The organism is Sulfoacidibacillus ferrooxidans (assembly GCF_022606465.1).
Lineage (GTDB): Bacteria > Bacillota > Bacilli > Alicyclobacillales > SLC66 > Sulfoacidibacillus > Sulfoacidibacillus ferrooxidans.
Map to the genome: position 1 here is coordinate 201,703 of NZ_JALBUF010000002.1, position 13,601 is coordinate 215,303.

9 protein-coding genes and 1 pseudogene are annotated in these 13,601 nt (G+C 43.8%); 9 read left to right on the forward strand and 1 reads right to left on the reverse strand.

The features are described 5' to 3' along the window. Window positions 1–3: 3 nt before the first annotated feature. Window positions 4–1,116: a sensor histidine kinase gene (locus MM817_RS05640; RefSeq protein ID WP_241712470.1), complete on the reverse strand. Its 1,113-nt coding sequence runs from the start codon at window positions 1,114–1,116 to the stop codon at window positions 4–6. A 218-nt stretch (window positions 1,117–1,334) separates the two neighbouring features. On the opposite strand from MM817_RS05640, the pseudogene MM817_RS05645 reads away from it, so the two are divergent. From MM817_RS05645 to MM817_RS05685, 9 genes and pseudogenes are all read left to right on the forward strand, one after another. Continuing rightward, window positions 1,335–2,724 (forward strand): annotated as a pseudogene (locus MM817_RS05645) (cytochrome ubiquinol oxidase subunit I). A 24-nt stretch (window positions 2,725–2,748) separates the two neighbouring features. Then, a complete protein-coding gene (cydB, locus tag MM817_RS05650) occupies window positions 2,749–3,762 on the forward strand; it encodes a cytochrome d ubiquinol oxidase subunit II (RefSeq protein ID WP_241712471.1) in 1,014 nt (337 codons plus the stop codon). 4 nt (window positions 3,763–3,766) lie between these two features. Then, a complete protein-coding gene (gene cydD, locus MM817_RS05655; RefSeq protein ID WP_241712472.1) occupies window positions 3,767–5,506 on the forward strand; it encodes a thiol reductant ABC exporter subunit CydD in 1,740 nt (579 codons plus the stop codon). 1 nt (window position 5,507) lies between these two features. After that, window positions 5,508–7,280, forward strand: a complete 1,773-nt coding sequence (cydC, locus tag MM817_RS05660) for a thiol reductant ABC exporter subunit CydC (RefSeq protein WP_241712473.1) — start codon at window positions 5,508–5,510, stop codon at window positions 7,278–7,280. A 39-nt stretch (window positions 7,281–7,319) separates the two neighbouring features. Beyond that, entirely contained in the window at window positions 7,320–7,892 is a 573-nt protein-coding gene (locus MM817_RS05665; RefSeq protein ID WP_241712474.1) for a hypothetical protein, read from the forward strand. Between the two features lie 99 nt (window positions 7,893–7,991). Next, window positions 7,992–9,125, forward strand: a complete 1,134-nt coding sequence (locus MM817_RS05670; RefSeq protein WP_241712475.1) for an MBL fold metallo-hydrolase — start codon at window positions 7,992–7,994, stop codon at window positions 9,123–9,125. A 212-nt stretch (window positions 9,126–9,337) separates the two neighbouring features. After that, window positions 9,338–10,555 (forward strand): NAD(P)/FAD-dependent oxidoreductase, encoded by a 1,218-nt coding sequence (locus MM817_RS05675; protein WP_241712476.1) that lies wholly within the window; start codon window positions 9,338–9,340, stop codon window positions 10,553–10,555. 340 nt (window positions 10,556–10,895) lie between these two features. Further along, window positions 10,896–11,258: a response regulator gene (locus MM817_RS05680; protein ID WP_241712477.1), complete on the forward strand. Its 363-nt coding sequence runs from the start codon at window positions 10,896–10,898 to the stop codon at window positions 11,256–11,258. Then, complete coding sequence (locus tag MM817_RS05685) at window positions 11,255–13,573, forward strand: chemotaxis protein CheA (protein WP_241712478.1); 2,319 nt, start codon at window positions 11,255–11,257, stop codon at window positions 13,571–13,573. The genes MM817_RS05680 and MM817_RS05685 overlap by 4 nt, the downstream gene beginning before the upstream one ends. Window positions 13,574–13,601: the final 28 nt, after the last annotated feature.

The following is a 13,601-nucleotide window of genomic DNA, read 5'->3' on the forward strand; positions in this document are numbered from 1 at the left end:
AAGTCATGATTCGATCAATGATGATGGGAGTTGTAATGGAATTTCCGAAAGATCTGCTATGATAGAGAGACGCCATACGGTCCCCTTGTCTACTCTTGCTTCCACGGCGGCTTCACCACCTAATAAACGACAGCGTTCTATTATGGAATGAAGTCCATAATGTCCTTTACGCTCTAATGCTTCATCTACATCAAAGCCTCTTCCATCATCGCTAATTCGAATGGAAAGATGGTTTATGGTTCGTTCAACATGGATATCGACATGTGCTGCATGGGCGTGCTTTCGGATATTGGTCAGGATCTCTTGAACTATGCGAGCTACTTGTACATCCACTTGTTTTGACCATGCCGCACCTTCGTCTATAAGATGCGTCTCCACTTGGATGCCTGTTCTTGCATGCAGTTTATTTGCGGCCTCGCGGATAAAGTCCATCAAATTCGTATCTAGAGAAAAAGTAAGATCGTAGAGGGAATTGCGTAATTCTTTAATACTTTCGTCTAAAATCTCGGTCATTTCTTTTAGTCGGTGATCTAACTGATGATTAGTGGGAGCCACAGAATCTGCAGAGTGCGGCAAAACCTGCTCTTTACGCAGTAATTTTAATTGCATGGTAGCATACGCTAAGTTCTGTGCTACCGTGTCATGCAAGTCGCGAGCAATCCTCTCGCGTTCCTCCAGTGTAAAACGTAGCGTTTCGTTCACGAGGCGCTCATTTTCCCATTTCTTTTGAACAGACACATCGCGTATAGACATTAAAATACACATGTCCTGATCTACATCTTGAACAGGAATATAGCTATAAGAGATACTAGCAAAAATCGTACTTCCATCTTTTTTAGTGACCACCATTTGACGGTCTCCGAGAGAGATATGGAGATCGCGTACAATACACCCTAAGCAAAGAGTCCCACTCATCGCATCGCCAGTCTCTGTTTGACAATGTAAAATATCGCCACAGAAAGAATTATTCCACGTGTCTAAATGGCCAAACCATGCTTGTGCGGTATCATTCATGTATGCTACCTGTAACTCCTTGGTTAAGACAAGATAGGCATCAATGGCCCGATCGAACATCTGTTTAAAAAGAAATTGATCAGATTCAAATAGAGACTTCACGGTTATGTGAGCCTCCTCTCGTGTTAGAGTTATTTTAGTTGTGCCTTCATAGTAACTTTAGAGTATCAGATAACGTGTGCACCGTCTATGGGTTGTGCCCCCTTACTCTAGTCCAAACCGACTAGAGTAAGGGGTTATTTTGGATCTCCTATAAATTTTTTGAACGACGTTTAATAAAGATGACCCACAACAGGGAATGTGTCTTTAGGAGGTGCGTTATGGATCAATTGATGTTGGCTCGCATGCAGTTTGGTGTGACCACTGTATATCATTTTCTATTTGTTCCATTAACGATTGGATTAGCATTTTTACTTGCAATCATGGAAACAATTTATGTAAGAACAGGAAATAACACATATCGTAAGATGGTGCAGTTTTGGGGGAAGTTATTCCTCATCAATTTTTCAGTGGGTGTTGTCACGGGTATTATGCAAGAGTTTCAGTTTGGGATGAACTGGTCAAACTACTCTCGATTTGTTGGAGATGTATTTGGTGCTCCACTAGCAATAGAAGCATTGCTCGCTTTCTTCATGGAATCCACATTCCTTGGCGTGTGGATGTTTGGTTGGGATCGCGTCTCTAAACGGATTCATCTTGCATCGATATGGCTTGTGTCGATAGGCACGATACTCTCTGCATTTTGGATCCTTGCCGCTAATTCATTTATGCAAGAACCGGTAGGGTATTCTATGCATAACGGTCATGCTGAGATGTCGAATTTTTTTGCAATACTAGGCAACACGCAACTGTGGTTGGAGTTTCCACATGTGATCATGGGTGCACTTGTTACAGGGGCATTTTTTGTTTTAGGAGTAAGTGCCTATCATTTGCTGAAAAAAAAACCACGTGGATTTATTCAGGAGATCTTTTCAAGTGGCTATGACAGTTGCTGTGGTGAGTAGTGTATTGGTCGTGGCTATTGGCCATACACAAGCACAGCATCTCATCAAGGCGCAACCGATGAAAATGGCTGCTTCTGAAGCACTGTGGAATACAAGTCCAGAGCATGCACCGTGGACAATTGTAGCAGTTATCAATACGGCAAAACACGACAATTCATTTAAAATACAGATTCCCGATGCGCTGAGTATTTTAGCGTACGATCATTTGTCAGGTAAGGTAGAAGGGATGAACCAAATTCAAGCCGCCTATGTGCAAAAGTATGGACCTGGTAATTATATTCCACCTGTTAATGTAACATTTTGGAGTTTCCGTATCATGGTATTAGCAGGTACCTTAATGATGATTTTAGCTTTTATTGGCACGTATTTATTGTTGCGTCGAAAAGATATTTCACAGTACAGAGGATTACTCAAATGGTTGTTATGGTCTATTCCGTTACCGTTTATAGGCAATACGACTGGCTGGCTCATGACGGAGATCGGAAGACAGCCTTGGATTGTCTTTGGATTACAAAAAACTGCACAAGGAGTTTCGCCAACCGTACCTGCAGGAGAAGTGCTAACGACATTAATAGGATTTGCACTCGTGTATACAGTGATGGGGATTGTGGATGTTTATTTAATGGTCAAATACGTTCGGCTAGGGCCAGATGATCGTGTGAACATGGAGTCATCTATTACTGAGTCTGTGCCATCATTGTTTTAATTTTGAAGTAAAGGAGGGGCGAACATGAATCTTGACGTGTTTTGGTTTGTGATTATTGCCGTTTTATTTGTTGGATATTTCTTCCTTGAAGGATTTGACTTTGGAGTAGGCATGCTGCTTCCTTTTATAGGTAAGACAGATACGGATCGCCGTGTGATGATCAATAGTATTGGTCCATTTTGGGATGGTAATGAAGTATGGTTAATTACTGCAGGAGGTGCTCTTTTCGCAGCATTTCCAAACTGGTACGCAACACTCTTTAGCGGCTTTTATTTAGCGTTATTTATCATGTTGCTAGCACTCATCGCACGCGGTGTCGCGTTTGAATTTCGCGGGAAGGAAAACAATCGCACATGGCGAGCAGTATGGGATTGGCTCATTGTGTTAGGAAGTGCGGGGCCTGCTTTTTTGTGGGGAGTTGCATTGGCGGATATGATGCAAGGGGTTCCGATAAATGCAAGTATGAATTATGTGGGCACATTTTTTAATTTGCTTAGTCCGTTTTCCGTGATTATGGGTGCAGCGATGGTCATGATGTTCATCCTGCATGGAGCGCTGTTCTTGTCCATGAAGACGACAGGAGACGTGAAAGAGCGTGCACAAAAAGCAGCTTTGCGAGTCGGCGGTCCGACAACTACGCTTCTTTTCATCGTGGTGATACTTAGCTACTTCTATACCGATATTTTTCGCAAAATGGGTATTGATCCAGGGCCGATTCCCATTGTTGCGGGACTTGCATTGCTATCAGTACGCTATTTTATTGGAGCAAAGCGTTATGGATGGGCCTTTATCATGACAGGGATAACCATTGCACTTTCAACGATTACTGTTTTTCTTGGTCTTTTTCCGCGCGTGATGGTGAGCAGTTTGAATCCGAACTACAGTCTTACTATCTACAATGCGGCTTCTAATCACTATAGTTTGGTCGTCATGACGATCGTGGCTCTAACACTTGTTCCTGTTGTACTTGCTTATCAGATCTGGTCGTATTGGGTATTTAAAAAACGCGTAAGCCCATCTGATCATTTGGACTACTGATATGATGGATCGAAAAATATTTTTACACAGTAAAAGCGCGCGCACATTATTGGTTCTTACAGTCGGGTTAGGGTTAATTGGCGGACTGATAGCTGTCGCAGAGGCACGCTATCTCGCACAGATCGTGACGCAAGTGTTCTTGCGTCACGATCCACTTCAAGTGGTGTCAGCTGCGCTTACGACGCTACTTGTTTTGATCATACTGCGCGCAGGTATTGCTTATGGAAGTGAAGCGGCTGCTGGACAGATTGCGGCTAAAGTGAAGACGGATATTCGCAAGAGCCTCTTGCAACACGTAGGATTACTCGGTCCAACGTATGTCAAGGGGGAGCAGACTGGTGAACTTGCCTTGACTGTAGTAGATGGAGTAGAGGCACTTGAGCCCTATTTAGCGAGGTATTTACCCCAAGTGGCATTGTCAGCCTTTGTTCCGCTCACTGTACTCACTTTTGTGTTTTGGAATGACCCACTATCGGGGATCATTCTTGCTGTGACTGCGCCACTCATTCCATTTTTTATGATTCTAATAGGAAAAGGGGCTCAAGCAGTAAGTGATCGACAATGGAAAGTTCTTAGTTTATTATCTGCACACTTTGTGGATGTTTTGCAAGGGTTGACAACTTTAAAAGTATTTCGGCGGAGTCGAGATCAGATAGAAGTGATCTCGCGCATTAGTCAAGATTATCGTTTAGCGACGATGTCTTCCTTGCGAATCGCATTTTTGTCTGCCTTAGTTTTAGAACTGCTTACAACGCTCAGTACGGCCATTGTTGCGGTGACGATCGGGTTGCGGTTAATTGCAGGGGATATGCCGTTTTCCAATGCATTTTTTGTACTTGTCTTGGCACCGGAATTCTATCTGCCCATCCGCATGTTAGGAACGCAGTATCACGTTGGGCGAGATGGAGTGACTGCGGCAAAACGAATCGTTGAGATTCTTCAAACAAAACCCACCATCAGTGTGAGGGATCCAGCAATGATGCGCAAACCACTCGAATGGAGCTCTATCTTCTTTGATCATGTGGGGTATACGTATGCAAAAGTTGGAGAAGCCACCCTTCACGATGTCACCTGTGAGATTCTACCACGCCAAATGGTAGCTATTGTTGGTGCTAGTGGTGCAGGTAAATCTACACTGGTAGATTTACTACTTGGATTTACGGAACCGACCACAGGAAAAATTGTGGTTGGAGGTGTGGATTTGCGCGATGTTCCGCTTGAATGGTGGCGGGAGCAGATCGCATGGATGCCACAGCGTCCACATTTATTTTTTGGGACGATTGCGCAAAACATACAAATGGCAAACCCGAATTGTAGCGTAAGTGAATTAGTGGAAGCGGCAAAAATGGCGGGAGCTGATGAATTTATTTGCTCTTTTCCACAAGGGTATCAGACCATGGTAGGTGAAAATGGAGCACGTCTAAGTGGGGGTCAGATACAGCGGATCGCACTTGCACGAGCTTTTCTAAAGGACAGCAAAATACTCATTTTGGATGAACCAACATCACAATTGGACGCAGAGACCGACTGGATTGTACAGAGAGCACTTCGACAATTAAGACAAACTCATACAGTGATTATGATTGCCCATCGCATGCACACGGTACAACTTGCTGATCAGATTGTAGTCATGCAAGAAGGTGCCATAAGACAAACGGGAAGACATCGAGATTTAGTACGTGAGCCAGGGCTCTATCGCGATCTTGTGATGGCACATGCACTACAGCCGGGAGAGGGGGCGTAACATGCGCACGTTACTTGGATTTCTACGTCCGTTTTGGTGGTTAGTTACGTTATCCATCATAGCTGGATTTTTTGCAGTGGGTGCGAGCATTGGCTTGATGGCAACTTCCGGGTATCTCATTGCAAAGGCCGCATTGCATCCTGAAACCGTACTCTTATTATGGGTGCCGATTGTCGGTGTACGGTTTTTCGGCTTATCTCGTGCGGTATTTCGGTATCTTGAGCGATTAGCTTCGCACGATGTCACATTTCGCATACTTGCTCATCTGCGAGTATTTGTCTATTCGAAAATAGAACCGCTCGCTCCAGGGTTATTTGTTACAAAATGCACGGGCGATCTGTTAGCTACACTGGTTGCAGATATTGATACGTTACAAAATTTCTTTTTGCGCATCATTTCTCCCGCTATCATTTTCTTTTTATCAGCAGCTTTGTCGTTTGTAGTTGTGGGGCAGTTCTCTGTGCGTCTTGGTGTTGCATTAGTTAGCAGTCTGCTCATTGGAGGAATTGTGGTACCAGGCATAGCATTTTTGGCAGGGAGAACAAGTGGGAAAGTGCTCGTAGAGTTGCGGGCAAAGTACTATGCGCTAACCCTTGATCTTACGCAAGGAGTAGCTGAATTGTTAGCTTTTGGACGGTATGAGCAAACGGTACAAACACTAACTGAATTACAAACAAACATATCGCGTCATCAACGGTTTATGAGTCAATTAAATGGGATGTCGACGGGGGTACTCGTGCTGATCAATCACGTTGCTATGTGGGTAAGTTTGGTCATTGCGATTCCTCTCGTCGCTACAGGGAAAATCCCAGGATATGATCTCCCAGTTATTGCGCTTACAGCACTGGCTAGTTTTGAAACGGCGGCTAGTTTACCTCAGGCGTATCAATATTTGTCGCAAACCCTTCAGGCATTTGCACGAGTGGATTCTCTTGTGCAGGCTACATCCAGGGTAAATGAAGAAGGGAGTGCAATGACTACATGGTACAAACCAGATTTGGTGATTCGAGACGTACACTTTTGCTATGAATCATCTGAAGCCGAAATCCTATCGGGGTTTGATCTAGATCTTCCATTTGGAAAACACGTAGCGATTGTTGGCGAGAGTGGAGCCGGAAAAAGCACCATTGTACAGCTGTTATTGCGTTTTTATGAATACGAACAAGGATCTATCCAGTTGTGTGGCAAAGAGCTGCGCACATTAGATGCAATAGATGTGCGATCATGTTTTTCTGTAGCTGAGCAAGGGCCGCATGTTTTTCAAACGACGTTAACTGATAATCTACGCGTTGCCAATAAAACAGCTACAGCAGATCAGTTTCACAAAGCGGTGGAGATATCAGCGTTTGATGAAGTGGCTCAACAAATGGTTGAAGGTTATGACACCCTTGCAGGAGAGTTTGGTGCAAGGTTATCTGGTGGTGAAGCCAAGCGACTAGCTATTGCACGTGCGATTTTAGCAGATGGCGATATCTTTTTATTAGATGAGCCAACGAGCGGATTAGACAATATCACAGCTGTTCGCGTGATAAGGGGTATAGAGGACATGGCACGTGATCGCAGTCTTGTAATGATCACGCACCGTTTAATCGGACTTGAAGGAATGGACGAGATTCTTGTGATTCATGATGGCAAAGTTGTTGAACGTGGAACACATGAACAGCTTCTTACGTCTTGTGGGCGGTATCGTGCATTATTTGATTTACAACAGATGGAGCAGATGATTGATAATACAGTGCCATCAAGTAGTGTCCTGGCACCCAGTGTTTCATAGGGAACGATAGTCAAAGGCAAGTATGGGGGCGGTATCGAGATGCGACAAAGGATAGCGCTATTCGATGATATGGTATTAGGTTATTTACGTATGCGTATGACGCTGATTGCAGCGCTACTTGGCATCGTCTTGTTTGTACTCGCAATCATAGAGCACGATATTTTTGCAGGTGTAGAAGTGCTTTTAGCAGGATTGGTTGGCTATACCATTGGATTTGTCCCAGCAGTTTTGGGAGGCGTCCTGATTACTTTGTCATCGCTGGTCTGGTGTAGTCATCATTCGATGTATTGCCCGTCTATCATTTTTCAGTTTTTGGGATGTGTAGTGATCGCATGGCTTGGTCGTAGTCATCACAGCGTGGTGCAACATACGCGCGAACACTATCGTTCGCATGTAGATCAAGCGATGCGTTCTCAGGTGGTACCCTGGACGTTAGTCAATGAAGTGCGCAATTCTCTTTTGGGTATGCGCTTATTGCTTTTTACAAATAACATGGGACGCGAAACAGATCAGCAAAACCTACAGATAGTCGAAGCTGAATTATTGCGCTTGGAATCCCTGTTTACAGATCTACACGAAGAACAAGTGAATCCTGAACGCATGGTAAAGTAGTCCGATTGAACTAGTTCAATTGTGCCTTTTTTTTATACCCATCAGGGTATAGATTTAATCTTGTCAAAGTGGTACACGATGAGACAGGGGAGTGAAAATATGAGCATGTCGATTACGGCACAAGAATTACACGATCAAATGGAAAATAATAGAGAAACCATTATTTTAGACGTGCGGGCAACATCCGCATATTTAGAATGGCACATTGATCATCAAAACGCTAACTTAATAAATATTCAAACGTCAAAATTAAAGGCTAGTGGACCAGAGGTATTTACTGAGATTCCACGAGATAAAGAAATCGTTTGCGTGTGTGCGCATGGCAATGCGAGTGAAGAGGCAGCAGATATTCTCAATGAACATGGTTATCATGCAGTGAGTTTACGGAATGGGATGTCTGCCTGGAGTGAATTTTATTATCCAACTAGTGTAGTATCAACCGATGATTTCGAACTAATTCAAGTCATTCGTCCAGCTAAAGGATGTTTATCCTATGTTTTAGTTTCTGGAGATGATGCAATTGTAGTCGATCCGGGACGGCATACGGACATCTATATGGACATTGCAGCTAAACATTCGGTGCAGATTAGGGAAGTACTTGATACGCATTGTCATGCAGATCACATTTCAGGTGGAAGCGCTCTTGCAAGTCGAGTTGGTGCGAATTATTGGATTGCCGCTAGTGAAATGGGTGAAGGACGCATAAATTTCCATTCGCTTGAGGATGGATTGCGCATTCCATTCGGTACTTCTAAATTAGATGTTATAGCTATTCCAACGCCTGGACACACACCTGGAAGTACATCATTTCTTGTGAATGATCAGTATTTGCTATCAGGTGATACGGTATTCGTTAGTGGCTTAGGTCGTCCTGATCTTGGTGGTAAAGCACGTGAATGGGCTGCACTACTTTATGATACAGTACGAACAAAGCTCAATCAAATAGATGATCAAGTACTCATTCTTCCAGCACATTACTCTGGATCAGATGAGGTTACACAACAAGGGTATGTGGGTGCGAGATTAGGAGAAATTCGGGCGACAAATCATTTGCTTCAAGGCGTATCTGAGGATGAATTCACCGATTCAGTAGCTGGAAATTTGGGACTCACACCTCCTAATTATACGACGATCGTACATGTGAATCGCGGTGAACTGTTTCCATCAGATGAAGAAGCAACGGAACTTGAAATTGGGCCGAATCGTTGTGCGGTAAAACACTTGGTTGGTTGACTTGATATTGTAGAAAGAATGTAATTTTAAGCTTTTTATTTTATTTATAGCATCAGTTCATGAATGTCAATATGACAGATATATGGACTGATGTTTTCTTTTTTGTAGGTAACATGGCAAGAACTTGTTGAAATATCTCGTATTCTATCAGGTATAATTAAGTGGTACATATTGGACGAAAGATGTATTGCGTGATTCTAGGAGGGTGTTGTATGAAAAAACTAGTGATTTTAGGTGGAGGTTTTGGTGGATTAACAGTATTCCATCATATGGCCAAGTTAAGACATGAACAGCAGATGGAAATAACGCTGATCGATGAACGGGAAACGTTTTTAGTGAAACCGTCATTGCCAGAAGTGTCTTTGGGTGAAAAAACAGTCGGCGATATTACCTTCCCTTTGCGCAAGGTGGTTGAGTCGTACGGAACATTCATTCGCAATCGGGTAGAGCGCATTGATCCTGTAAAACAGACCGTTTTTCTTGAGGATGGCGTGGCCATTTCCTATGATTTTCTTGTCATCGCATTAGGAGCAAAGAAGAACTTTGGAGAAATTCCAGGGTTTGTTGACTATGGGTACTCGATGTGTACAGATGTGCTCGCACCAAGGCTCAGTCAGGCTATTGAGGCTTTTGAAAAAGGAAATGTGGTCATTGGATCTATGCCGATGAAACAAGGCACGCGTATTCCTGAAGTTCCCTTTTTAAAAGCTGCATGTGAAGGTCCGATTGGCGAAGTGGCATTTATGATTGAATCTGAACTGCGCAAAAGTGGTAAGAGGGATGATTCACGTGTGATCTGCTTTAGTCCGGCACATATCTTCTTTGAAGATGTAGGAGATAAGGTGCATGAAGCTTTTGGGAATCTAGCGGAGAAACATCAAGTGGAAGTTGTCACAGACAAAATTCTAAGTAAGGTTGAAAAGGATCATGTAGAATTTGAAGATGGTAGTGTGATTGAATCAGCATTAACCATTATTATTCCAGCTTATTATGGTCCTGATGCGATTGTGAATTCAGGCCTTGGAGACGAAGCTGGATTTGCACCCACCAATGAACAATTTCAGCATCTAGATTATTCAAATATCTATGCGATTGGCGATGGGGCAGCACGTACTGTGCCAAAGCTGGGACATCTTGCAGTTGAACAAGGCGACATTGTTGCGAGCCATTTGAAAAAAATTCTTACAGGGCAGGGAGAAGTTCTCCCATATGATCCTGAAATTTTTTGTATTATGAACATGGGGAATCACAAAGCAACATTAATTCGCTCCAATACTTTATATGGCGGCCAACGTGATGTAGCTTATTATGGTGCTGTATCTAGTTTGATGAAAAAGTCATTTGACGATTATATGCTCCGATTTAAAGGCAAGATGCCACCTGATATGTTAGAACGTTTACTCAATGTCTATCTCGGTAGATTAGAATAGAAGTCATTGGCTAAGTGGTTGTCTTTATTGAACCGAGTAAACCTTATGATCATGTTGCTGAAGTGGAAAATGTAGAGGATATGTAAATTGCATGCTTTATCATCAGATGTAGTTAATCTATTGTGCATCAATGAAAATTTCTTTATTTTGATTAAGCAGAAACACCGTTTTCTATATGGAAACGGTGTTTCTGCTTGAAATATGGAGTATGATCAAGAAAATACGAGTATATGGCTACCTAAACTTACTAAAATAGTGTACAAAGAGAGTAGATATTTTATGTGCTATGGTACGAAGTATGGATGATGCGGATACATTATTTTTAAGGGGTTGTATACATATGGCAAGAATTTTAGTGGTGGATGATGCTGCATTTATGCGGATGATGGTAAAAACAATGGTAGAACGAGCAGGTCATCAAGTCATTGCTGAGGCGCAAAATGGTCACGAGGCTATTCATTTGTATCAACAGCATAAACCGGATCTAGTGACCATGGATATTACGATGCCTGAAATGGATGGTATTGAGGCTGTGAAAAGAATTAAGGGACAGGATGCACAGGCCAAGGTGATCATGTGCTCAGCCATGGGACAACAACAAATGGTGATCGAAGCGATTCAAGGTGGTGCCAGTGATTTTGTGGTGAAGCCTTTTCAGGAAACAAGATTGATTGAAGCGATTCAAAAGGTATTGGCAAAATGAATGAATATTTGACGATGTTTATTGACGAAACGCGCGAGCATCTACAAGCATGGTCGGATGGGATGTTGATTTTAGAAAAGCATGAAGACGCAGAGACCATCGCGACGATTTTCCGGGCGGCGCATACCATTAAAGGCATGGCCATGACCATGGGTTTTACGCGCATGGGAGAAGTGACACACAAGGCGGAGAATGTGCTCGATGATGTGCGTCAAGGAAAACGCCATGTAGATTCTGAATTAGTGGATCTGTTATTTCATAGTCTGGATCAATTAGAAAGCTTACTTTCTGATGTGGAAGAGACCGGTCAAGAGAGTGCTGAGGCGATATCTGACGTCGTGGATCCGTTTACTAGCCTTGCGCAAGTGCAGGTGGCTACACAGGAGATCGCATCAACAACGGCTACAAGAGAAGAAGTAGAGATGGCTACGAATCAGCATGTGCCATCTGAGATGATTCAAGGGATCGCAAGACAAGCCATGGAACTAGGCAGTCGCGTGTATGAAGTGCAGATCGGCTTTGCAACAGAATGTATCATGCCTATGGCTCGATTTGCCCAATTATTACAGCGGATTGATCAAAACGAGCTCTTGTTGACCATTCCTGATGCTACTGTTCTTGAAACAGGGGACTATGCCGGTGAAGTGACGCTTGTGTTGGCAACACAAGAGGATGTAGAGACACTCGGGGAGAGAATCGCAGATATCTCCGAAGTGGTCATCGTATCGCTTCGCGAGTGGCGCATGACAGATGGTGGACATGCAGAACACGGAGTGGCATTGTTGCCAAAGACGAGGGTAACCGATGACGATTACGTGGTCAAAGTGGTGGAACTCGCATTAAAGCAAAACAAGCGTGTCTATGAGGTGGGTGTGCGTTTACATGAGGAGACTGTGTTAAAAAGTGCTCGCATGTACATGGTATTTGAAGCGATCGGTGGCCAAGATCAACTCCTCTATACACGACCTAGTATGCGCGAGATTGAAGAAGAAACGTTTTTGCGTGATGTCCTCTTTGTCATGTGGAGTACGGAGGGCGTTGAAGGAGTCAAACGCGCTGTAGAAGGGGTATCGGATATTGTACTGGTACAGTTGCGCGAATGGATGGTCGAAGATGGGAAGGCGCAGTCTGGGCCTAACTTAGTTCAGCCACCCATGAAGGAGCAAAAAGGAGAAAGTAAAGGAAAAAAAACAAATGCCACCGTGCGAGTGGATGTGGACAAGCTTGATTTATTGATGAATTTATTCTCTGAAATAGCCATTGATAAGACTCGTTTTGAGAGTTTAGCGACAGAATTCGGCGATGCGCGCCTTGTGGATACGGTGGCTCATATGAGTCGAGCGACAAACGATTTACAAGAATTGATCATGTCAATACGCATGATTCCAGTGGGCAGTGTATTTCAACGTTTCCCAAGAATGGTGCGCGATACCGCTCGTAGTTTACACAAAGAGATTGAGTTTATCATGAGTGGAGAAGAAACCGAGCTTGATCGCATGGTCGTCGAGGAACTAGCCGATCCCCTGATGCACTTGTTGAGAAACTCGTTAGATCATGGAATCGAAGAGGCGACGGTACGCCAGTCAACGGGCAAATCAACGAGTGGTCATATTTATTTGCGCGCCTATCCCATGGGGAATCGAGTGGTGATTGAGGTCGAGGATGATGGCCATGGGATCCATCGTGACCGTGTATTTCGCAAAGCAGTAGAGCGAGGGCTTGTATCGGCCAGTGATCCATTATCTGATGCACAGGTGTATCACTTGTTGTTCGCGTCTGGTTTTTCCACATCCGATCAGGTGTCAGATCTTTCTGGTCGCGGTGTGGGTCTTGATGTAGTGAAGGCTAAGATCGAATCACTCTCAGGACGTGTGGACGTGGAGAGCGCAGAGGGCAAAGGAACGAAGTTTACGATTACACTACCCGTTACACTCGCTCTTTTACAGAGTATTATGGTGCGCATGGATGGGCATCCCTTTGCTGTGCCCTTAGCGACGATTGAGGAAATTCAAGAAGAACCGGAAGTCAAGCAGGTAGGTGGCGGACAGGAAGTCGTCGTATGGCGTGGCAAGGTTACTCCGCTTGTGCGAGTAAGGAATACGTTTATGCTCGATCCTGCACAGGAACGTGGCCATGTATTGTTTGTGGCGCGTGGGCGAGATCATATCGGGCTTGTGGTCGATGACGTGATTGGACAACAAGAAGTGGTTTTGAAGCCACTCCCAAAGGTCGTAAAAGATGTGAAGTATTACGCAGGAGCAACCATTCTAGGGGATGGACAGGTTGCTTTGGTGCTGGATCCAGGCGCTTTTTAGGTGTTATATTGTCAGTTTAATAAAAGGT